At 66.9% G+C, this 21,185-nt stretch carries 15 protein-coding genes; 1 reads left to right on the forward strand and 14 read right to left on the reverse strand.

Features of this window, described 5'->3' with window-relative positions; genetic code table 11:
• Positions 1 to 95: 95 nt before the first annotated feature.
• The 3 genes from AKJ08_RS07650 to AKJ08_RS19200 form a co-directional block, all read right to left on the reverse strand.
• Positions 96 to 1,193, reverse strand: coding sequence for an alpha/beta hydrolase family protein (locus tag AKJ08_RS07650; protein ID WP_082342881.1), 1,098 nt, complete (start codon positions 1,191 to 1,193; stop codon positions 96 to 98).
• Positions 1,194 to 1,255: 62 nt separating this feature from the next.
• A complete protein-coding gene (locus AKJ08_RS07655) occupies positions 1,256 to 3,160 on the reverse strand; it encodes a patatin-like phospholipase family protein (RefSeq protein ID WP_050725525.1) in 1,905 nt (634 codons plus the stop codon).
• Positions 3,161 to 3,249: 89 nt separating this feature from the next.
• A complete protein-coding gene (locus AKJ08_RS19200) occupies positions 3,250 to 3,426 on the reverse strand; it encodes a hypothetical protein (protein WP_157370558.1) in 177 nt (58 codons plus the stop codon).
• Here AKJ08_RS19200 and AKJ08_RS07660 point away from each other — a divergent pair.
• A complete protein-coding gene (locus tag AKJ08_RS07660; RefSeq protein WP_050725526.1) occupies positions 3,425 to 4,882 on the forward strand; it encodes a glycoside hydrolase family protein in 1,458 nt (485 codons plus the stop codon). The two genes, AKJ08_RS19200 and AKJ08_RS07660, sit on opposite strands and share 2 nt — an antisense overlap.
• A gap of 106 nt (positions 4,883 to 4,988) precedes the next feature.
• Here the strand turns inward: AKJ08_RS07660 and AKJ08_RS07665 are convergent, their stop codons facing one another.
• The 11 genes from AKJ08_RS07665 to AKJ08_RS19750 all read right to left on the reverse strand — a co-directional run bounded on the left by AKJ08_RS07665 (position 4,989) and on the right by AKJ08_RS19750 (position 20,910).
• Positions 4,989 to 8,015: a type I restriction endonuclease subunit R gene (locus AKJ08_RS07665; RefSeq protein WP_050725527.1), complete on the reverse strand. Its 3,027-nt coding sequence runs from the start codon at positions 8,013 to 8,015 to the stop codon at positions 4,989 to 4,991.
• Positions 8,016 to 8,053: 38 nt separating this feature from the next.
• The gene (locus AKJ08_RS07670) at positions 8,054 to 9,511 is read right to left on the reverse strand and encodes an ATP-binding protein (RefSeq protein ID WP_050725528.1); all 1,458 of its coding nucleotides are present in this window, start codon (positions 9,509 to 9,511) and stop codon (positions 8,054 to 8,056) included.
• The gene (locus AKJ08_RS18550) at positions 9,508 to 10,065 is read right to left on the reverse strand and encodes a restriction endonuclease subunit S (protein WP_082342883.1); all 558 of its coding nucleotides are present in this window, start codon (positions 10,063 to 10,065) and stop codon (positions 9,508 to 9,510) included. The genes AKJ08_RS07670 and AKJ08_RS18550 overlap by 4 nt, the downstream gene beginning before the upstream one ends.
• A gap of 103 nt (positions 10,066 to 10,168) precedes the next feature.
• A complete protein-coding gene (locus AKJ08_RS07680) occupies positions 10,169 to 11,254 on the reverse strand; it encodes an IS5 family transposase (RefSeq protein ID WP_050725530.1) in 1,086 nt (361 codons plus the stop codon).
• Between the two features lie 82 nt (positions 11,255 to 11,336).
• Positions 11,337 to 12,233 (reverse strand): restriction endonuclease subunit S, encoded by an 897-nt coding sequence (locus tag AKJ08_RS07685; protein WP_082342885.1) that lies wholly within the window; start codon positions 12,231 to 12,233, stop codon positions 11,337 to 11,339.
• A complete protein-coding gene (locus AKJ08_RS07690) occupies positions 12,230 to 14,353 on the reverse strand; it encodes a type I restriction-modification system subunit M (RefSeq protein WP_082342887.1) in 2,124 nt (707 codons plus the stop codon). The genes AKJ08_RS07685 and AKJ08_RS07690 overlap by 4 nt, the downstream gene beginning before the upstream one ends.
• A 162-nt stretch (positions 14,354 to 14,515) precedes the next feature.
• A complete protein-coding gene (locus AKJ08_RS19205) occupies positions 14,516 to 16,381 on the reverse strand; it encodes a hypothetical protein (protein WP_050725532.1) in 1,866 nt (621 codons plus the stop codon).
• Between the two features lie 59 nt (positions 16,382 to 16,440).
• On the reverse strand, positions 16,441 to 17,907 hold the full coding sequence (locus AKJ08_RS07700; RefSeq protein ID WP_050725533.1) for a hypothetical protein: 1,467 nt from the start codon (positions 17,905 to 17,907) through the stop codon (positions 16,441 to 16,443).
• A 311-nt stretch (positions 17,908 to 18,218) separates the two neighbouring features.
• Complete coding sequence (locus AKJ08_RS07705) at positions 18,219 to 19,451, reverse strand: tetratricopeptide repeat protein (RefSeq protein WP_050725534.1); 1,233 nt, start codon at positions 19,449 to 19,451, stop codon at positions 18,219 to 18,221.
• On the reverse strand, positions 19,448 to 20,044 hold the full coding sequence (locus AKJ08_RS19745) for an RNA polymerase sigma factor (protein WP_050725535.1): 597 nt from the start codon (positions 20,042 to 20,044) through the stop codon (positions 19,448 to 19,450). The genes AKJ08_RS07705 and AKJ08_RS19745 overlap by 4 nt, the downstream gene beginning before the upstream one ends.
• Positions 20,041 to 20,910 (reverse strand): hypothetical protein, encoded by an 870-nt coding sequence (locus AKJ08_RS19750; protein ID WP_050725536.1) that lies wholly within the window; start codon positions 20,908 to 20,910, stop codon positions 20,041 to 20,043. Before AKJ08_RS19750 ends, AKJ08_RS19745 begins: the two co-directional genes overlap by 4 nt.
• Between the last annotated feature and the right edge of the window lie 275 nt (positions 20,911 to 21,185).

Below are 21,185 nucleotides of genomic sequence, written 5' to 3' on the forward strand. Positions count from 1 at the left end.
TCTCATGCCGAAGATCCTCACCGCCGGACACCTGCGGGGTCGCCACGGTGCGGTCACGTTGGCTTCCGGTGGCTGGGCACCGTCGCCCCCAAAGCCTACGGACAGCGCAGATCGGCGATATGGCTGCAGAGCCACTCGTGGATATCGCGCCCCACCTCACGGATATGCGAATCCCCCTTGTCGTCCTTCCATGAATGGCCGAGCTCCGAATAGCGCTTGTAGGTAAGCCCTGTTTTGCGTTCCGCCTCGAACGCCACCGCGATGGCGTCGGCGGATTCCACGGGAACGGCTTCGTCCTTTGCTCCATGGGCTACGAAGATCGGCGCACCGACGCGCAGCAAGTGCTCCATGGGTGAGGTCCAGAGGTGCGAGCTCCACCACTGGTAGCTATGCCCCCTCCACACGGTCAGGGACGAGGGCTCCGCTCGGATACGCTCGAAGGTCGCGCGCAGCTCCGAGATCGCAGCTTCAGTCTGCTCCAGGCCCGCGCCCGATCTCTCGAGACGGCGTCGCTCCAGGAGCATCAGCTCGTCGGATTGCGGCCACCCGCCACCACCCATGATGATCAGACCAATCGTTCCAGCTTCGTTCGCCGCGACTTCCGGTGCGATGGCTGCCCCCTCCGATGCGCCCAGGATGACGAGCCGCCCATCCCACGACGGGTACTTCTTCCTCGCTTGCGCCAGCACGGAATACGCATCGTCGATCCTCTGCTGCCGGTTGTTCGCCGCCAGGAACTCCGGTGAACACCGACTGCCATCGTCCTCCGGCTGTACGCCGCGGGCTTCGTAGGCGATCACCGCGATGCCGTTCTCCGCGAATGGCTGCAAGTACGGAAGGCTCTCCGTGACGGACGCACATGCCGAGCCCTGCAGGTAGAGAACCGCTGGGTAGCGATCGGCCTGCCTGGCTGGCTCCATGAAGAGGAAAGTGATCGAAGATCGATCGTCCCGCGGAATCTCCGATATCTGGGCGCGAACCGACCGCTGGCCTGCGACACAGCCCGAGACCAGCAGCGCCAGCAGGAGGCAGATCGAAGCACCTGCCGTCGCGGCCCGCGAGAGCCTGGAACCATGGGGCCATGATCTGCGTCGGCGATCGTTTCCGAAAAACCGCGTCCGCATGCGGGTCAACTTCCAGAGGAGCAATCGATTTGCGACAAGACTGGACATCGACAGCAGAGGTGGCGCCATTCCTCGAATCCTCTCGACAACGGTCTCCGCACCGACTCCGGGACCGGGCCGACCCGGCGCTCCTATCCGCTCATCGGGCGCGTCTTGAGCTGCGCCCGTGGCTTCGGCGCCCGATGGGCCAGGGAAGGGCCCGAGCCCAGTGCGGCGGCCAGTTCGACGAGATGTTTGTTGATCTGGTTCACGGCTTTTCGCTGCGAAGAGGTGAGCCGGTAGCTTGGCGGCTCGGCGAGCAGCCCCTTCAGGGCTTCATTCGCTCCATCGTCCAGCTGCGCGAAAGCGGTAGCCTCTTGCGTGAGGGTGGCGAGGAGCACCCGGTACCGCACCCAGAAGTGGTTGTCCCACCCGCGGCGTCCCGTAGCAGGATCGAACTTGTCGCGCAGCACTTCGCCGGCCGCTGCGCCCCGCGCAGCCAGCCGCTCGATGACCACCGCAGGCATGTCGAGGTTGAGCCCGCCCTCCTCCTCCGTGTGGAAGATGTGAACGACACGATCCCGATACCCTGGGTACTTGGAGGTCAGCTGATCGTTCCAGCTCTGTGCCGTGTCGAGGAGCGCCCAAAGGAAGCGCGCCGCCGGAACGGCTCCTCCCTCGAAGCGGTTCCAGCGCTCGGCTGCGCCTGCTCCATTGCTGGTCGGCAGCCATACGTTGTTTCGCTCCGACTGCCCCAGGCCGAACGGCGGCACGCGCACGGGATGGTCCTCGTGCGCTTCGCGCAGATCGAGCGCGAAGGTCGGCCGCGTCGGCAGCAGCGCGTCGAAGAAATGGAGCGGCAGGTTCGAGCAGAGGCCGCCGTCGGAGAACCAGCACCTCTCGAATCGGACTCCGTCGCTCTTGCGATTCGAGCTCAAGGTCCAGTCGACCGCATAGAGCGGCACCGCCTGGACGAGGACGGGAAAGCTCAGCGACATGCGGGCGGCGACGACGAGCGGAAGGTCCGCATCCCCAGGAAAGGGGAAGTAGTCGGGCGTCTCGGCTCCCTCGTTTGCCTGGTCGAAGAGCCGCCGCAGCTTCTTTCGCTTCGGCACGTCGAGCTGCTTCAGCGCCCGCTCGACCATGAAGTCCACGACGCGCTTGGGGAACAGCCGCTCGAAGTCGCCACGGCGGAAGAACCAGTCGGCGCCCTTTTCGAACGGGAGCCGGTAGGGACGCCCGTGGGTGACGCTGGCCGTCATCGCAAGGAAGTCGATCCCTTGCGCTTCGAGGTCCCCCATGGAGAGGGGCGCGCCGCCCGGCGTCTGCCCCGCGAGCTCGTCGAAGAGATCGGCGAGCCATCGAGTCAGGCCGGGCGTGTCGCTTCGTTCGTCCACGTTGAAGCCGGGACAGAGGCCGTACCCGTTCTCCGGCCCGAGCGCCCGGTTGGCGCGCAACGCGAAGACGAAGGCAGCGACGGCCCCGAGCAAGGCCAGGAGCGTCACGACGGCGATGGCCACGCCAAACCATGCGAGCAGGTGATCGGCACGGGTCCCGATCCAGACGAGGAGCGCCGTCAGCAGGAGCGCCAAGACGAACGTCGCGGGCGCGACGTCGCCTACGGCCCGCAATATCCCGAGGCCCTTGGAAATCCGAGACGTTCGACCGAGCATGGCAAGCGCCAGATCGAAGACCGGCTTTCCCGCTTCCGTCGGCTGAAAGAGGGATTGCAACTGCGAGAGGCCGACCGATGATCTCGGCGCTCCCATCTTGGCCGGCAGAGCCTCCAGGCCTTCGAACGACGAACCAGCGGGAAGAATGGGCTCGGAAAGGCCTTGGCTCGCGGCCTCTCGCACCCGCTCGAGGTGGCGCTGCCGCCCGCACTCCGCGGCCGCCGCAGCAGCCGCCGCGATGGCGCCCGCCGATGCTCCGCCGATGCTGCGGAGACGGTAGCGCTCGGCGAGCCTGCAGATGGCGAGCGGGTAGATGACGCCGGAGGTGATCCCGCCCTTCATCACCAGATCGCATTCGAGGTTCGGATCGGCGTACCGGCTCATGTGCGCGCTCCTGGGCTTCGCCCGTCCGGATGATCCGGGAACGAGGCGTTCGCGGGGCTCTGCGACAGGAGGATGCTATCGGACGGCTTCTAGGGGTTCAAACGACCTTTACAGCCTGTGCGCACCTCAGTCGAATCTTCGTCGTCACCTCCCAGCCGGCTGCGCGCAGCCGTTTCGCCGGTTTCGAACGGTTCGGCGGCCGGCTTGACGATCAGGCCAGCACCGGTAGTATATTTATCAATCTCATCGAGTACGGAGTTTCGCATGCGCATCCTTGCCTGCTGCATGGCGTTCGCGGTCGTTCTGACCGCCTGCTCCGGCCGTCCGCCGGCCAACCACACGAATCTGCCCGGAGACGAGGGACCCTGTGCGGGGCTCCCGTTGCGCCACGAGGCATTGGCGCAGAACGGCGCCAGCCTGGCAGGGGCGACGAAGGGAAAGACCCAAGTCGTCGGGCCGAGCTGGATCGAGCACGGAATGGGGGCGGCGACGATTCCCTTCGAGGGATATGTCGACGGCTTGGAAGGGCTCCTGCTCATACAGGATCGTGCCGCCCTCGACGCCGTCGAAGGATGGGAGCGGATCGCCGAGAACGTGGAGGTCGACTGGGACCACCAGACCCTCGCGTTGGCGCTCGGATTTCCTCCCGAGCACGAGCTCCGGCTCGTGCGGGACGGCGACCGCCTCGAGCTCCACGTGAGCCGTCCCATCGCCTGCATCGGCGGGGAGGATGTGTCGACTCCGGACTTCTTCTCCGTCCAGGTCCAAGCCTACGTCGTTCCGAAGGTGTCGACCGCGACCGTGGTGTTCCACGACGGGCGCTACCGCGTCCCGACCTTCCAGGAGGACGGCACCTGCCGGCGCGATCCGGATGCCCCGGTTCTCGGAGGCGGCGGCCGAGTCTCGGTCCTGAAGGAAGGAGACGCCTTCCGCATGTGGTACGAGGGTTATAGCGCCAACACCGGAAACGTCTTCGACACGCGCTCGCTCGACGGCCTTGCCTGGACCCCGGGGGGGTGGGACTTCGACCACCTCAACCACTTCGGGGACCGTGGCCCCTACGCGGAGGTGTACGGTCCCATGGTGCTGCCCCGTCCCGACGGCTACTGGATGTTCTTCACTGCCTCCGGCTTCGGTGTAAACCCGGCTCGAGGGGTCCGGCGGGTCTCGTCGGTCGACGGTCTCCAGTGGACCGACGAGGTGCCCGTGATCGAGCTCGAGCCCTTCGACGACACCAAGCGGAGCGCCCTGCGGACTCCCTTCGTCCTCGAGCACGATGGTCGTTTCTGGCTCTGGTACGCGTCCCTCGAAGGCGACGAACGCAGCGCCATCGCGCTCGCCGTCTCCGACGACGGGGATTCCTGGACTCCCGCAGGCGACGGCCCCGTCCTGCTGCCGGGGGCACCGGGCTCCTTCGACGAGGCCGGCGTCTTCTCGCCCGCCGTGACCTTCCACGATGGCCGGTTCGTGATGTGGTACCAGGGCGCCTACGGGGGCCACCCGACTTCCCCCTTCTATTCGGCCCTCGGCGTCGCCACCTCGCCCGACGGCATCCACTGGACCCGCAAGGAGCAACCGATCCTCGTCGCCCGAGGCGGGTTCGAAGGCGGCAAGCTGACCGGCCCGCGGCCCCTGCTCGACGAAGGCGGCTACCGCCTCTGGTACACCGGGATCAGCGACCGGCACGAGCCATCCATTGCCCACGCACGCTGCCGCTGGTAGGCGAGAAGAGCCCGAGCCATCAGTCTGACTTGGCGTGTTTGGTCCTTTCCGGAGTTGGCCGAACGGCTTCCTCCCTCGCCCGGCACGGTCGTGAGGCCGAGGACTCTCAAAGCCCCGCCGCAGCGAACTTTTCGCCACGGATCTCGTCGTAGATCCGCTTCACGAGCAGGCGGAACGCGAGGTCTTGGAACTGGGAATCGTTGAGGTACCGGGTCACGATCTCCTGGTTCTGATCCATGCGATCGACCATCAGCCCTTCGACCTTGCCCTTCATCGCCAGAGCGAAATTGTCGAGCGGGTTGGCCTTCGCGCGCTGGACGACCTCGTCGTCGAGCTTCGCGGCGGCGACGAACTGGTCGAATAGGATCTGGTCGGCCTGGTCGAACTCGGTGCCGAAGCGATCGTTCAGCACGCCGATGATCTCCGAGAGCTGCGCCTCGTCGTCCTTGGCCTTCCTGGTACCGACCTCGGTCGCGCCGAATACGACGCCGGGCTCGGCGGCACGCAGGGCGATGGCGCCCTCGCTCAGCTTGTCGAGGCGGTAGTACTCGAGCGCCACGTCGCCATCGAGCGATAGCGGACCCTTCTTCGGATCCTGCGGCAGCTTCGTCTCGAAGTAGCGCGCGAACGTGTAGAGCTTCTCGAGGTCGGGATCCGAGAACGGCATGATCTGCGAGAGGAAGGCGTAGAGGCGCACGAATGCCCCGAGCGCGTTCTTGAACTCCTCCCGCGTCGCCTCCTCGAGCGCCTTGAACCGGTCGACGCCCGGATTCAGGTGACGGTTCATCTCGGCCTGGTCTTGGACCGACTGCTTCTCGCGCGGCGAGAAGAACACCTTGCAGAAGGCCTCGACCTCGGAGAGCCAGAAGACCTGCGCACCCTCGAGCCGATGCGCGAGGTCGTAGAGCTGCTGCGGCTCGGCGCTCTCCGCGACGGTCGTCGCCTCGTAGTAGGGCTGGAAGCTCTGCTGGATTTCCTCGGTGTCGTTGACGAAGTCGAGGACGAAGGTGTCCTGCTTGCCGGGCGCTGTGCGATTCAGGCGCGAGAGGGTCTGCACGGCCTGCACGCCGGAGAGCCTCTTGTCGACGTACATCGTGTGAAGCAGCGGCTGGTCGAAGCCGGTCTGGTACTTGTTTGCAACCAGGAGGATCTGGAAGTCGTCGCCGTCGAACGCGCCGGGCAGGCCGGCCTCGGAGATGTGCTTGCCGACCTTGTCGACGTTCATCCCTGGCTCGGTGAATTCGAGGTCGGAGGCGGGATCCTTCACGATGCCGGAGAACGCGACGAGCACGCCGATGTCGCCGTAGCCCTTCTCCTTCAGGTAGGCGTCGAAGGCCTGCTTGTAGCGGACGGCGTGGAGGCGCGAGCTGGTGACGAGCATCGCCTTGGCGCGACCGCCTAGCTTGTGCCGCACCTTCGTGCGGAAGTGCTCGACCATCACCTCGGTCTTCTGTGCGACGTTGTGCGGGTGCAGGCTCATGAAGCGCGCGAGCTGCCGCGTCGCCTCCTCCTTCGGCACGCGAGGGTCGTTCTCGGTCGCCTTCACGAGCCGATAGAACGCCTTGTACGTCGTGTAGCTCTTCAGCACGTCGAGGATGAAGCCCTCCTCGATGGCCTGGCGCATCGAGTAGAGGTGGAACGGGCGTGGCTTCCCCTCGGCGTCGCGATGGCCGAAGATCTCGAGCGTCTTCGCCTTGGGGGTAGCGGTGAACGCGAAGTACGACAGGTTCCTCTGCCGGCCGCGCGAGGCCATCACCGCCGCCAGCACCTTCTCCTCCGAGTCGTCTTCGTCGCCCGCTGCGTCGAGCCCTTCCGCCTCCTCGAGCGAGGTCGCCGCGAGCACCTGCTTCATCTTGCGCGCCGACTCACCGGTCTGCGAGCTGTGCGCCTCGTCGACGACGAGGGCGTAGCGCCTGCCCTTCAACCCACCGATCCGTTCGAGGATGACCGGGAACTTCTGGAGCGTCGTGATGATGATGGGCGTGCCGCCCTCGAGTGCCTTGGCGAGCTGGTCCGAGTGTTCGTCGATCTTGGCGACGACGCCCTGCTTGTGCTCGAACTGGTAGATGTTGTCCTGGAGCTGCTTGTCGAGCACGCGGCGGTCTGTGATGACGACGACCGAGTCGAAGACCCGCGCGTCCTTCGCGTCGTGGAGGCTCGCGAGGCGATGCGCGAGCCACGCGATGCTGTTCGACTTGCCGGAGCCGGCCGAGTGCTGGATGAGGTAGCTGTTTCCCGGTCCATCGATGCGCGCGGCCGCCTCGAGCCTGCGCACGGCGTCGAGCTGGTGGTAGCGCGGGAAGACAATTTTCTCCTCCTCGACCTTCTTTCCAGCGCGCAGCTTCTCCTCCTTCGCCAGGTGGAGGAAGCGCCCAACGATGTCGAGGAACGAGTCGCGCTGCCAGACCTCCTCCCAGAGGTAGGCCGTGCGGTAGCCGCTCGGGTGCTCGGGGTTGCCGGCCCCGCCGTGCGCGCCCCGGTTGAACGGCAGGAACGTCGTGCCCTCGCCGGCGAGGCGCGTCGTCATGAACGCGTGATCGGGATCGACGGCGAAGTGGACGAGCGCGCGGAGCTTGAACTGAAGCAGCCGATGACGCGGATCACGGGCGCGGTACTGCGCGATCGCGTGCTGAACCGTCTGCTGCGTGAGCGGGTTCTTCAGCTCCACCGTCGCGATCGGCAAGCCGTTCAACGACAGCATGAGGTCGATCGACTGATCTTCGTCCTTGTGCCCGCTGGGCGCGAAGCGGACCTGGCGCGTGACGGCGAGCCGGTTCTCGGCGTAGGTCGCGACTACGTCCGGGTTCAGGCCGTGCGCAGGCTTGAAAGTCGCGCAGTCGAGCTTCTTCCCGAAGAACTTGAGCCCATGCCGGAGCACGTCGAGCGTGCCCCGGCTGTCCAGCGCCTTGCACAGCGTGTCGAGCACGGCGGCTTCGAGCCCGGCGCCGTGCTGCGCACGCAGCTCGGCCCAGAGCGCGGTCTGGGTGGCCTCGAAGAAGGCGAAGAGCTCGGCCGGGAGCAGCGCCCGATCGCGGTCGAAGGCAGCAGGAGGCACCTTCCGCCAACCGCCCGCGGTGACGAGGTGATGCTCGATGGCCTCCTCGAAGGCCTGCTCCGTGTGCTTTGCGGTCATTCCGCCTCCCCCCTCTTCCCCTGTGACAGGCCGAGCCGTCACGAATTCTGTCGAACGAGCGCGAGCCCTGCGGCCGTCGTCCGGTATTGCTGCCTGGAGCTCGTGGGCTTGTCCGGGATCGTCAGCTCCAGCAGGCCGGACTCGATGAGTGGCGCCAGGACCTGGTGCCGGAACCTGGTCCTGTTCGTATGGCCGGCTGAGGCCATGAGATCAGCGAGCGAGCTTGGATCCGAAGCGATTTCCAGCACTTGAACTTGGGACAGACTTAGGACCGACTTGGGACGAACTTGGGACAGTCTGGGTCCCTGCGCCGCTTCCGGAAACACCGCCGCCTTGAACGTCACGGTGACGACGCCCGCCACTTCGGTGAACTCTGGCGCCGCGATTCCGTAGGCCCGGCACGCCTCGATTACCCGGTTGGTGCCACGGCCCCAGACCTCCACCGCCCCGGTCCGGTGGAAAGCTCCGGCCATGAGCGGGTTGCGCAGAATCGAGGGATGTTCCCCGGAGAGCAGCTCCGCGCGGATGCCCGAGGGGAATTCGCCCACGCTGCGCACCTCGATGCGATCGTCGAAGACCGCGATCGCGACGTAGGAGCTGGCGCGGCTGACGTCACGATGGATGACCGCGTTGACGATCACCTCGCGCAGCGCGTCGGCGGGCACCGGAAGGCGGTCCTCGCGGAGGATGTTGCCCTTGGGGAACCGCGCCGAGAGCGGAAGCGTCCGGTCGAGCCACGCGATCGCCTCGCGGACCATCGCGAAGGCGTGCATGTGCTCCTGCTTGTTGTCGAGGATGTCGCCGGTGATCGTCGTCCCCCGGAAGCGGCCGAGCTTGAGGAGCGCCTGCGGGTAGTCGGGCAGGAACCTCGTCCCGTAGAGCATCTGCGCGGCATGCGTGATCTGGCCATCGACGCGCAGACCCAGCCGATCGAGGATGTCTCCAACGTCCATGCTCGTGCCCGCCGATAATCGCCGCTGCTCGATCGCGGTCTGCCGGGTGCGCAGAATCTCCTCGTGGTCGAGGTCTTGGAGACGAACACCGACGGCGGGCCGGAGCTCCCAGCGATGGCGGCTGTGGTTCCGGTCGAGCAGAAGCCGCGCGTACTCCTCCTGCGACATCGTCGCGGTAGTCGAGCCGACCCGCCGGTACGCCTTCCCCTCGAAGGCGAAGGGGGCGTACTCCCTCGCCGAGGGAGCCGTCAGCACGATCACGGTGCGGCCACCATCGACGTCGACGCGCTCCAGATCGATCCGGGCCGAAGGCTCGAAGCGGCCGAGCATCGCGGCGATGTCGCGTAGCGTGACGTCAGCGACCTGCTGGCCGATGAGCTTTCCATCCGGGGCTACGCCGATCAACACCTGGCCGCCTTCCCCGTTGAGGAAGGCGCAAAGCGTCTCGCCCGCGCGTCGCAGCTCGGCGGTCGAGCGCTTGAACTCCAGCGTCTCGGACTCGCCCCGGGCGGCGGTCAACTCGAGCGAGGCGAGCGAATTCATGCGACCCGGGCCTCCTCGCCGCTCAGGAGAGCGGTGTCTGCCGATGCCGGGTCGATCTTGCCGGTGACAGCCGCCGTGATGAGTGCCTGCCGGTACTCTTGGAGTTTCGAGACAGATTTAGTCGTTACGTTAGCCAGTTCATCGAGGTGACGGAGCTCGCGATTCACAGAGTCGACAATTTGGTCCTGCTCGTCCAGCGGCGGGCCGGCGACACGCAGGGAACGAAGCTTCTCCTGGCTGATATTGGGCTGACCGCCGCCAACGCCGAGCTCGACGATGTGCTGGCGCATTGCCTGGAGCCACAAAATAAAAAACCTTGGACGCATACCGACAGGCGAAGCAAAGGCACAGCACGCCTGATTCATTACTGCAGGGGTGCCGAGTATTCCTGTGCGTCCAATCGTCGCGCCGTACATTGCTATGAGCACCGATTCCACCGGAAACAGCTTAAGAGCCGAGTGTTGCTCTAGCAGGTTGCTGAAGAACTCTGTTTTTGGGCGCGAGTCGCTGCCTGGGCCCGTGGTGGTGCCTGGGTAACGAGAGGTCGAGCGCATGGATTTCGCCGTCCCGCACGCTCGTAAATCGGTCCGAGCCTCGCGCCGTACGAATGCGATGCCTCCACGGCGGCGCTCATTGGCGCGCAGCACGGATCGGCGCTCACGCCGCGCTCCCGAGCAGCCGCGAGAGACGCAGCAGGTTGTACGCTGCGCCTGTGAAGTAGGCGCAGAGCTGGGTTCGTTCGACGCCTCGGTAGCGGGTCTTCCTCAGCCCACCTACGGTCTTCATCCAGCCGAAGATCTCCTCGACCTTCTTCCTGCATCTCTGACTGTGGCGGTACCCAATCTGGCGCGCTTGCCGCGCGTCGACGTTCGAGTGCTTTCGCTTTCGGGCGACGTGCGGAACGACACCTTCGACAAAGACGTCGTGCACGAAGTCGGCGGTGTCGTAGCCCTTGTCGGCGCCCAGCGTAGCTGGCGAGAAGCCTTTTCTCTTCTGACGCTGCAGCATGCGCAGCGCCTCGCGGCGTTCGGCAGTTCCGTCAGCGTGCGAGATCGAGATGTCGATGCAGAGGCCGTTCCGGTTCTCCATCAGCACGTGGCCCGACAGCGCCAGCTTCGCCTCCTTGCCTGCGCCCTTCCGGGCAAGCCGCGCATCCGGGTCGGTAGACGATTCGTGCGTGGCGTTGGCGCGCTTCTCGCCGTGGAAATCGATGGTTGGGTTCCCCGGATCGTCTGGCGGCTCGTTATCCTTCGCGCCCTTCTTCTTGAAGCTCTTCATCGACGCCCACGCCTCGATCAGCGTGCCGTCGACCGTGAAGTGCTCGGCCGAGATCAGCTTCGCCTCCTTAGCCTGGCGGACCACGCCCTCAAAGAAGAGGCGCGCGACATCCGCCCTGATCAGCCGCTCCTTGTTCTTCGAGAAGGTCGAGGCATCGAAGCTTTCCTCGGTCATGCCCATGTCCAGGAAGAAGCGGAACATCAGGTCGTAGTCGAGGCGCTCGCAGAACTGCCGCTCGCTCCGGATGCTGAAGAGCGCGATGAGGAGGCAGGCCTTCAGGATGATCTCGGGCGGGATCGAGGGGCGGCCGGTGCCGCTGTACATCGACTCGAAGACGGGCGAGAGGCGCTGGAGCTCACGGTCGGCGAGCAGCTTGATCCGGCGGATCGGGTGGTCCCTGGGCACCCGCTGTTCCGGTCCGATCAGGGTGAGCATCGACGCCTGCCGCTCGAGTTTGCCGCGCATCGCTTCCTCCGCAAGAGCGCGCGATTCTACGGTAGCGATCCTATCGGGTCGATCCCTGCGGTGCGGGGGACCGCAGGGTTTTTCAGCAACCTGCTAGCGCTACCGTCGTGACGCTCTTCTGAGTAGTCTCAATCTCTCGCTCGCGAAGTTCGGACGTCGTCACCCAAGGGACCGATCCATCAAGATAAAACTCGGAGTTCTGCGAATCGGGGGTGGTCCCACTTCCAATCTTGCCGAACCAGCGCGCCACCTTCTTCACTTGCCAATGTGCGGGCAACAGATCGGTCCAGTTCACACCCGAGTCGTTCATTGGTGCGCTCGGATCGAGCCCCTTGGTCACCGCCCGCGTGATGAGTTCCTGCCGATTTTCGGCGAGGAGCGCGACGAGCTTCTCCTTCTTTGCGATTAGCGCGTCGATGGCGGCGGTCTTCCGGTCGAGGAAGTCGGCGATGCGGCGCTGGTCATCGAGCGGCGGAATCGCGAGAGGAAGCTTTTTCCACTGCTCTGTACGAAGCGCCTTTGTTCCGTGGGCGGCCTCTTCGACGCGAGCCAAGAGCGCGGGGTTTAGACCCACAAGTAGCCACGCGAGAAAAGCCCCACGCACGACCCTCCGGGGAACCAGGGCCTTCATGTCCTGATTGATGGTCAGCGGGCGCATCGCGAGGGAAATCGGTACCGTGTGGTCGAGGATCATACCGCGGGTGACCATCAACACGCTGCCCTCGGCGATCCATCGCAAAGCGCTATGCGCGAGCGCGGCCTCCGAGACGTGGTCCTCCGAGTCGGCGATACGCAGGACCTTCATGTCCTTCGGAGATACCCACGGAATTTCGCCATCCCAAAATGACGGTTCGTCCTTGCTAGGGGTGGCTCCGCTTCGGACCTCCACGAGATGGCCTAGAAAAGTGCGCTGCCATGATGCCGGCGCGGACTGCGTCCACGGCGCTTCGACCAATCCACTCGCAGTCGCCTTTTTCACGCAAGCACCTCGCCGAGCAGCCCCTGGATCTCCTTCTCCAACGCGTGGATCTCGCTCTCGATCTCCGCGAGAGGGCGCAGCGGTTTGTACTGGTAGAAGTGTCGCGAGAACGGGATCTCGTAGCCGACCTTCACCTTGCTCTCGTCGACTACGACGGCCTCGCCGCCTCGCAGCTCGACACCCGCAATCCAGGCGTCCGGCACGTGCGGCTTCACGTCGCGTGCGAAGTATGCCGCAACGTTTTCCTTGAGCGGAACGTTCTCGGTGTCGCGCAAATCGACGTCGGGCTCGGGCCGACCTCTGCTATCGGTGCAAACCTCCGCGCTTTCGTCGCGCTCGCCGAGGGCCGAGAGGATCGCCTTCTTCACCGGCGCAGGCACGCTGAGGCCCGCGCAGGAGAGCGCTCCGGCGAGCTCTTCTTCGAATCGATCGCGGCTCTTGTAGACCTTCTTTGCCTCCAGCGGGTCCAGCGCGGTCAGGATGGACTCCTGAAGCGCCCTCCCCTCGTCGATCTCCTTTTCACCCGCGGCGCCCTTCTTCTTCGACAAGGCGAGGGCCGCGAACGCTCTCTCCTCGCGCAGCCGTTCGAGCCGCTCTGGCGAAGCCTGGAACGACAGGCGCAGCGGCCGCTCGATGGTGATTCGGCGGTAGCCGAAGTCCTCGTTGTCGAAGATCTTGCTGATTGCGCTCTCGCGGAATTCGCCGAAGGTCCTGGCGATGGTCGCGATGTGCTCGGTCGAGAGCTCGTTGCGCTTGTTGCCGAGCGACTTGCGCATCTTCTGGAAGAGCTCGACCGCGTGGATGAGCTGCACCTTCCCGCGGCGATGCTTGGGCTTCTTGTTCGTCAGCACCCAGACATAGGTCGCGATGCCGGTGTTGTAGAAGAGCTGGTCCGGCAGGGCGACGATCGCCTCGAGCCAGTCGTTCTCGAGGACCCATCGGCGGATCTCGCTCTCGCCCGAGCCGGCGTCGCCGGTGAAAAGCGGCGAGCCGTTGAAGACGATGGCGATGCGGCTGCCGCCCTCGCCGGTCTTGCTGTCGACCGGCTTCATCTTGGCGACCATGTGCTGCAGGAAGAGGAGCGCACCGTCGTTGATACGTGGCGTTCCTGCGCCGAACCGCCCAGCGAAGCCCTGGCCGTCCCGCTCGGCCTCGACGGTCTTCTGTACGTTCTTCCAGTCGACCCCGAAGGGGGGGTTCGACAGCATGTAGTCGAAGCGCCGACCCGCGTGCCCATCCTGGTCGAAGGAGTTTCCGCGCGCGATGTTCTCGGGGTTCTGCCCCTTGATGATCATGTCGCTCTTGCAGATCCCGTAGGACTCCGGGTTCAACTCTTGGCCGAAGACCTCGAGCCGCGCGTCGGGATTCAGCTCGCGCAGGTACTCCTCGGCGACGCTGAGCATGCCGCCGGTGCCGCAGGCGGGATCGAAGAGAGTGCGCACGATCCCCGCGCGCCGGAGCGCCGCGTCGTCCTCGACGAAGAGCAGATCGACCATCAGCCGGATGATCTCGCGCGGCGTGTAGTGGTCACCGGCCTCCTCGTTCTTCTTCTCGTTGAAGCGCCGGATCAGCTCCTCGAAGACGCTGCCCATGATGTGGTTGGGCACCACGTCGGGGTGGAGGTCGACCTCTGCGAAGAGGCCCACCACCTGATAGAGAAGGTTCGCGTCGTCGAGCCGCGTGATCTGCTCGTCGAATTTGAACTGCTCGAGGATGTCGCGCGCGTTCGCGGAGAAGGCCTTGAGGTATCCGCGGAGGTTCTGCGCGATGTGGTTCGGATCGCCCTTGAGCCGCCCGAAGTCGAGCTTCGAGGTGTTGTAGAAGGGCACGCCGGTGAGCTTGCGGAGCGCGACGTCGACGGCCGGATCGGTTGCCTTCAAGCCCTTGCCCTTCAGCGCCTCGAGGCGGACGAGGACCTTGTCCTTGGAGGGCTCGAGCACGCAATCGAGCCGCCGGGCGACGAGCAGGGGCAGGATGACCTTATCGTACTCGTTGGGCTTGTAGGCCCCGCGCATCCGCTCGGCGTTCTGCCAGAGGAAGTCGGCGATCTCGCGGAAACTCGTGAACCGCTTTGCCTGGGGGTCCTCGGCGCTCGTTGCGCCGTGGGTGATCTTCAACATCCACTCTTCCCTGTCGCCCTCGTGCCCGGGCTTCGATCGGCGCGTCGCGCGCCCAGGACCTCTGCATGGTCCGGTCCTGCACACCCGAGCAGAGTGCCCCAGGCATTCCCTCCCTACAAGGTCGGAGGAGTGTCGGGTCATCGAGCGGCGGAGGCGCTCCGATCAGCCGGCCTTCATCGAAGCCAGTTCCTGACGTCGGTGCCATCGAACGCGGAGAGCGAGCGAGAGAGCGAGGAGCAGGAGGGCCGTCGGGCTCGAACCGCTTGCACCGCTCGAGTTGCATCCATCGGTGCGGCGCGAGCGGGTGGGCTCGTGCGGGTCGGAGTCGGTTCCGCCATCGCCGCCTGGCCCCATGCCAGCCTCCCCGCCCATTCCTCCACCGCGGCCACCGCGGCCACCGCCGCCACCGCCGCCACCGCCGCCACCGCCGCCACCGCTGCCACCAGTTCCATCCGATCCTCCCGTCCCTCCCGTCCCTCCGGTGCCGCCGGTGCCGCCGGTGCCGCCCGTGCCCGGCTCCTCCGGCGTGTCGATCGCGTAGAGCACCCAGCGACCGTCGCTGGAATCGATGTTCGTGGGCAGGTAGGCGCGGCTGCCGTCGCCAGTCAGGCGGATCCGGCTGGAGGGTCTCGGATGCGACCCGTCGACGGGAGGCAGATCGACTCGCCACCCCAACGTGCCGCCGGAACGGACCGACATCAGCGCGGTCCCCTCCTGGGTAATCGAGGCGACGACCAGTTCCCCGTCGGGATGCAGGACGGGACCGAACTCGATGTAACCGGGCAACTCCCGCATCCATCTCCTCGAGCCGCGCTGGCTCACTGAGTAAAGGAATCGACCGTTGGTCACGAAATACGCGCCGCTGTCGGAACCAGCTTCCGGCTCGGTGATGAGGTTGGTCGGACCCTCGGGCTCGAAGGACCAGACCTTCTCACCGGAGGTGTCGAACGCATGTAGGGCGAGAGGCGCTCCCGGCCCCCGCCATCCCGTCATGAACACGTTCCCATTGGGCGCGACGGCCGGGTACCCGTACCTCTGCCCGCCAACGGGCGTGATGTGATTGCACGCGTTCACCGACCACACGAGGTCGCCCCCGAGCCGGTGGGCCTGCAGGCTCCCCCACGAGAACTGGTCGTCTCGAGGCACGTTGCTCACGAGGTAGACCCGGTCGACGGGACCCGAGCCGGAGCTGGGGCCGAAGGTGATCTCGGCGCCGCGAATGTTCGTGCCCACCGCGGGGGAGTGCTCCGACTCGGAGCCGACGAGGACGCCTTCGGGACTGAGAATCCGCAGCCCCCCGCCGCCAGGCATCCGGATCGAGAAGTAGAGGTTACCGTCCGGGCCGACCGAGAGCCCGTGTGAAAGGAGCCCCTCCTCCGTGTGGATCCACTTGAGGCTTCCGTCCCGACGATATGCGTGGATTTGCAGGTCGGGCCCGATCAGGTTCACCGCCGCGTAGAGGGTGCCGTCCGCGCCCACCGCCAACGTTCCCTCGTCGGCCTCGCCCGAAAAGAAGGCGTCGTGACCTCCGACGCTTGGCCCGTGACGGATCCAATTCAGCAGGCCGCTACCGCCGAGGGAATAGATGAACCCGCGCTCGTCCCCGACGTAGACCGAGCCGTCGGGTCCAACCGCCGGCCGGTGCAAGCTGAACGTACCGTCGGCGACGAACCGCCACGCGACAGGGCCGTCCCCAGCAGGCAACGGCCGCACCTCGAACGAAAGGGACCCGCTCGCGCCCTCGGGTGTGACGACGCGGAGCGGGCTCGCGCCGATGGAGACACCTTCGCTCACGTAGGCCACGATCCGACCATCTGTCCAGGTCGCGGTCGCCGCTTCGACCCCGCCGATTTCGACCCTCGATCCGGTGGCGAGGGGTCGTTCCCCGAATCCGGTGCCGAGGATCTCGAACCGCCCGCTCTGCGGGACGGCGACGGACGAAACCTCGGTGATCACGGGAGGAGCGGCCTGCGCCGCTGTCGCGGCGAAGAGAACAGCGAACGACTGCATGAAGAATGCGAGACGCATTGGGTTCCCCGAGCGCGGGCAGCCATCCGGCGCCCGCGAAGATCTGTGATAGGCGGGCGCTACGGATTCGTGAGGACGCCGTCGATTCGGACGCGCACCGTGACATCGAAGAGCGATTCGTCGACCGGATGGGTGAGGCCGCTCACGTACGTGTAATGGCGCATGACGAACCTGGCGAGATCGTCGGTGCGGGAGACGAACTGCGTCGTGACCCGGCCGTTCTGATGGAGGGCGGCGGTCATCCAGTCGAAGTCCTCGATACATCCGCCGAGCGCGGTCGGGATGGAGGCGGCCTTATCGGCGACCATCACGTGGAACCAGCGATAGGGAGGCTGGGACGGATCCGTGGACCACTCGGGGATGTCGAAGACGAGCGATCCCACCACCCCCTTCGCCTCCGGGATCCCGGTCTCGAATCGCACGTCCTGATCCGTCACGGTGACGACGGGATCGAACTCGAGGGGCACGTCGAGCGGGCGATACACGAGCCCCGCCCTGGGAGACAGCCAGCCCACGGCGTCGACCCAGGGCTCGGGCCCCAGCTCCCATGGGTTGATGGCCTCGGAGCTCGCGCGCAGCTCGATCTCCTGCGCGGCGCTCGCGCCGGTCGCGAAGAAGCTCGTCCAGGTCCATGGGAAGTGCGCGTCGGTCGGGGTGCTCACCCAGCGCGAGAGCGTGTTCACGTCGTCGCCCTCTCCGGCAGGGCCCATGTGGAAGGTGATGGGAGCGTCGCGCCACTCGTGGGGGCCGAGGTGGACGGCGCCGAACATTCCGGTCGCACCCTCGCCTCCCCGAACCACCGGAACCCAATGCACCGACTCCAGCTTCGGCCACACGTTCCGGAAGCCGCACTGCGCGTCGTTGGGGTTCGCGGAGAACCAACGCTCCGGCCTGTCGAGGAGGTGGACGTACTGGCCGCCGTCGGGCTCGGGCACGAGCGCGGCGCTCATCTCCACGAGCACGTCGGCGCTCGCCCGGCCGGAGACCTCGACCGTGAAGGCGCGGTCGTCGCCGACCATGGTGATGAAGCCGTGGGTATTCGAATGCAGGGGGCCGACCGTGAGGATCGGGCCGGGAGCTCCGCCGGAGGGCTGCACGCGGACGTCGAAAGTGTCGGTCGACGCAGTACGGACGGTGACGGAGCCGATGACTCCAGCCGCCATTGGCGCAGCTCCATCGAGGGAACAGTCGTCCAGATCGACGACGAGCCGCCGCTTGTCGCCCTCGATCCGATCGAAGGCGCCGCAGCGGCTGGCCTGCGGATCGGCGGTGTCAACGAGGACCAGGCGGGAGGTGGGCCGAATCAGCATGGCCCGGCCTGGCCGCGGGGGCGTCACGCCGCCGGTGCCTCCCGTGCCATCGTCTCCACCGGTGCCTCCCGCGCCATCGTCTCCGCCCGTTTCGCCCGTTCCACCGGTGCCGCCCGTGCTCTCGTCCCGTCCGGCCGTGCCGCCGGCAGCGCTTCGCTCGGCGTCATCCGACGGACGGCAGGCCACGGAGGAAAAGACGAATGCAGCGATCACCATCACACTCGAGCACCGGAAGGCCCTGATGAGCCCTCGCGGGTGAGGTCGGGCGGCAAGCAGTGCCGCTGGTGAGACACCGAAGGTACGGCGACGCATCGAGGCTCCTGGAGGGCTGGCGCCCTCTCGAATCGGTTGGAATGTCGGAGGCGCAGCATCGCCCCCTTCATTCGGTCCCCGGAGCCACGACTTTCATCGGAAAAAAACCGAGTCGACCTCGACCCGTCGGCCAGGCGACCGTCCGTTGGTCGCGCCCACGCCCGATCGCCCATGCAGACCTGCGCCGTGGGTGAAGACACCACGTTCGAGGGCGATCATCGCGGGGCGTCTTCGGTCCGTCGCGTGGCCCGCGCCGCCTCGAGCCCCTTTTCTGCACTCGCCCGGACCGCTTCGACCGGATCGGCCACCGCGGCACGGAATCGCGCCTCGGCGGCGTCGATCTCGCGCCTTTCGAGCAAGATCCACCCCAGCATCACCGACGCCTCGCCGGCTCGATGCGAGGTGGGATGGGCGTCGATGAACGCCGCGAGCGCTCGGGACGCCTCCTGCGTTCGCTTTGCCCGCGCGAGCGAGACGCCGCGCCAGAAGGCCGCGTCCTCCGCGAGCGGGTCCGACGGATGCTTCGCGAGGGCCTCCTCGAAGGTCTGCGCGGCCTCCCGGGGGCGCCCCGATCGAAGCTGGGTCCAGCCGCGGTCGAAGAGCTCGGCCATGGGGCTCCTGGGCGGCGGCTCGTCCGGCACCGGATCCGAAACCGCCGTGGTCTCGGATTCGACGGGCGGCGGGGCGCGTCCTCGGCGTTCCTTCGCGGAGGGAGACTCGACGCGGATCGGGACCGCTCCCGACCCCGCCGCTCCCTCCGACTTCGCGTCCCACCGCTGGCCGTCGAGCAGAACCACCGTGGGCCGGCTGCCCGGGTTCACGTCGACGACACCGTGTTCCACCTTCACGGATGAGAGCGCGTCGCCCACGGCCTCGACGTCGAACGAGGTCCCTCGCACCTCCACCTGCCCGTCTCCTACGACGACCCGGAATCGCTCGCCCGCGCGCAACGGCTCGACGTCCACGGAGATGGTCCCCTCGTAGAGTCTGACCACCTCGTCGGGGGCGCTCGACACACGAACGAAGCGCGCGCCGTCGTGAGGGCGGACGGTTCCCCTGTACACGGTCGCGATCACGGGAGGCTCCGCCGGCGGAGGATCCGAGCGTCCGACGAGGACGATCGCTACGGCCGCGGCGACCGCCGCGCCGGCGAGGGCTCCCCAGAGCCAGAGCGGCCGCTCTCTCTCGACGGAAGCGCGGGAGACGCTCGCCGATGGCTCCGCGGTCGTGGCGAGGATCGCGTCCAGCACCATCGCGCGGCGCTCGCTCGACACCGGAAGCACCGTTCGCTGCCTCGCCAGCACGTCGACGCGGCCCCAGTCCGACCACGTTGCGGCGCAGCTCGCGCAGCTGCTCAGGTGCTCCTCGAGCTTCCGGTCGGCACCTTCGCTGAGCGCCCGGGAGAGCTCGACCGGCGAAGGGTGTCTGTTCGGTCGCGGGAACCTCATGGGCGCATCCCATCCACGGCCCGTCGCAGCGCCGTTCGCGCCTCGTGCAGGCGCCTCCAGAGTGTCCCCTCCCGGATTCCGAGGGCCCGAGCGGCTTCCTTGCCCGAGGCTCCCTCTATCACGCAGAGCGTGAACACGGCCTTCAGGTCATGCGGGAGCTCGGCGAGGGCCGCGTCGATCCGGGCCAACGCCTGCCGATGCTCCGCCTCGGCGTCCGGCCGGATGGGCTCGGGGACGGGGAGCTCCTCGACCTTGTTCCGCACGTTGCGGCCGTGGACCTCGCCCCGAACGTGCTTCCTGACCAGGTTGGCGGCGATCCCGAAGATCCAGGTCCTCACCGAGGACGAACCTTCGAAGCGCGTCGCCGAACGGTGCACCGCGACGAACGTGGCCTGCACGAGGTCGTCCAGGTCCCGATCATCCACGCCCGGGAACCGGGACAGGAATCCGTACAGGGCGGCGCTGTGCCGGTGAAAGAGGTCGGCAAGCGCCGTGCGATCGCCGCCGGCGCAGGCCGCGAGGAGCGCCTCGTCGGATGGCTCCTCCGCTCCGTTCGCCGCCGGGCGGCGCGAGTTCGGCAGGATTCCTCTCAAGGAAGCCCCACACGGACGCCCGCCCCGACGCGGAGAAAGAAGGTCGGATCCTCGGAGGGGTGGACGGAATCGTCGCCGACCTCCCGCTGCGCCGCCCCGGCCGGCGAGGCCTCTGCCGCCGCTGCCGCGTCGAGCGACACCGGACCCACCAGGGGGAAGGATAGTCGGATCCTCCCTTCGCCCCTCGGCCTCCAGCTGCCCAGCCGGTCTTCGCCATGGCCCGAGTCGTCGAAGCTGGACGACACGGCTCCGCCGAGCGCGATCCCTGGCGACACGAGCAACGGTCCGAACCGAAGCGGGAGATCGACGCTGGCGAGCGCAGCGAGCTCGGTGCGCCCGGAGTCCTGGGCCCTGCGAAAACGGCCCGCTCCACCGGCGCACACAGGTCCCAATCGGACGCATGCGTCCAGCGAGGTTCCCAGCCAGAGCGAGTTGGACTCGTCCAGCGACAGGTCGCCGTTCACGACGACCGAGGCGGGATCCCGCCGGCGTGCCCGTGCTTCCATGGGAGCGGGCGCATGCGGTGCCTCGACCACGGCCGCGTCGCCCACGGTCCAGCCAGCCATCAGCTCGGCGTTGAGCTCGGATTGCGCCCACGACTCGACCACGCTCGCGGCCTCTTCGACGAGGGCGACCCTCCTCGCGACCTCCCTCCCTACCGGATCCCTGCGGCTCACGACGATGAGCCCCCCTTCTCGCCGCAGCGACGCTTCCAACGCTGGGCACGCGTCGGTCCCCTCGGCCCCGACCCCACGGCGTCCGAGGGCGGACGAGACCTCCGACGCGAGCTCCACGTCCCCCGAGACCACTACCGCCGGGCGGCACGCCGGGTCGGCGAGCGCCGCCGGATGCGGCCACCCGATCAAGAGAGAGAGCAGGCCGATTCCCGCTGCAGCCCATCTCGCTTGATATGGCGTCGTCTGAGCTGCCTCGGGCGGCGGCATGGACCCTCCGGTCGGGCACCGACGTACCAGACGTGGACCTCATTCAAACCGGTTCGGAGCAGTTGTATCCCCTGCGGACGAGCAGGCGACCTTACTCGATCCTTCGTTTCGGACGTAAGCAGGCATTCACGTCGGTCGGGTGCCCCCTCGCCGGGCGCGCCCGCGAGTGGCCGCCGTCCGGCGCCAATTTCGCGGGG

It is taken from the genome of Vulgatibacter incomptus (genome assembly GCF_001263175.1).
GTDB lineage: Bacteria > Myxococcota > Myxococcia > Myxococcales > Vulgatibacteraceae > Vulgatibacter > Vulgatibacter incomptus.

Coding starts and splice junctions, on each gene's coding strand:
- AKJ08_RS07705 (WP_050725534.1), bottom strand. CDS start 19,451: ATGAGGTTCCCGCGACCGAACAGACACCCTTCGCCGGTCGAGCTCTCC.
- AKJ08_RS07655 (WP_050725525.1), bottom strand. CDS start 3,160: ATGAGCCGGTACGCCGATCCGAACCTCGAATGCGATCTGGTGATGAAG.
- AKJ08_RS07670 (WP_050725528.1), bottom strand. CDS start 9,511: ATGAATTCGCTCGCCTCGCTCGAGTTGACCGCCGCCCGGGGCGAGTCC.
- AKJ08_RS19205 (WP_050725532.1), bottom strand. CDS start 16,381: ATGCGTCTCGCATTCTTCATGCAGTCGTTCGCTGTTCTCTTCGCCGCG.
- AKJ08_RS07680 (WP_050725530.1), bottom strand. CDS start 11,254: ATGCGCGGCAAACTCGAGCGGCAGGCGTCGATGCTCACCCTGATCGGA.
- AKJ08_RS07650 (WP_082342881.1), bottom strand. CDS start 1,193: ATGGCGCCACCTCTGCTGTCGATGTCCAGTCTTGTCGCAAATCGATTG.
- AKJ08_RS18550 (WP_082342883.1), bottom strand. CDS start 10,065: ATGCGCTCGACCTCTCGTTACCCAGGCACCACCACGGGCCCAGGCAGC.
- AKJ08_RS19200 (WP_157370558.1), bottom strand. CDS start 3,426: ATGCGAAACTCCGTACTCGATGAGATTGATAAATATACTACCGGTGCT.
- AKJ08_RS07690 (WP_082342887.1), bottom strand. CDS start 14,353: ATGTTGAAGATCACCCACGGCGCAACGAGCGCCGAGGACCCCCAGGCA.
- AKJ08_RS07700 (WP_050725533.1), bottom strand. CDS start 17,907: ATGGTGATCGCTGCATTCGTCTTTTCCTCCGTGGCCTGCCGTCCGTCG.
- AKJ08_RS07665 (WP_050725527.1), bottom strand. CDS start 8,015: ATGACCGCAAAGCACACGGAGCAGGCCTTCGAGGAGGCCATCGAGCAT.
- AKJ08_RS07660 (WP_050725526.1), top strand. CDS start 3,425: ATGCGCATCCTTGCCTGCTGCATGGCGTTCGCGGTCGTTCTGACCGCC.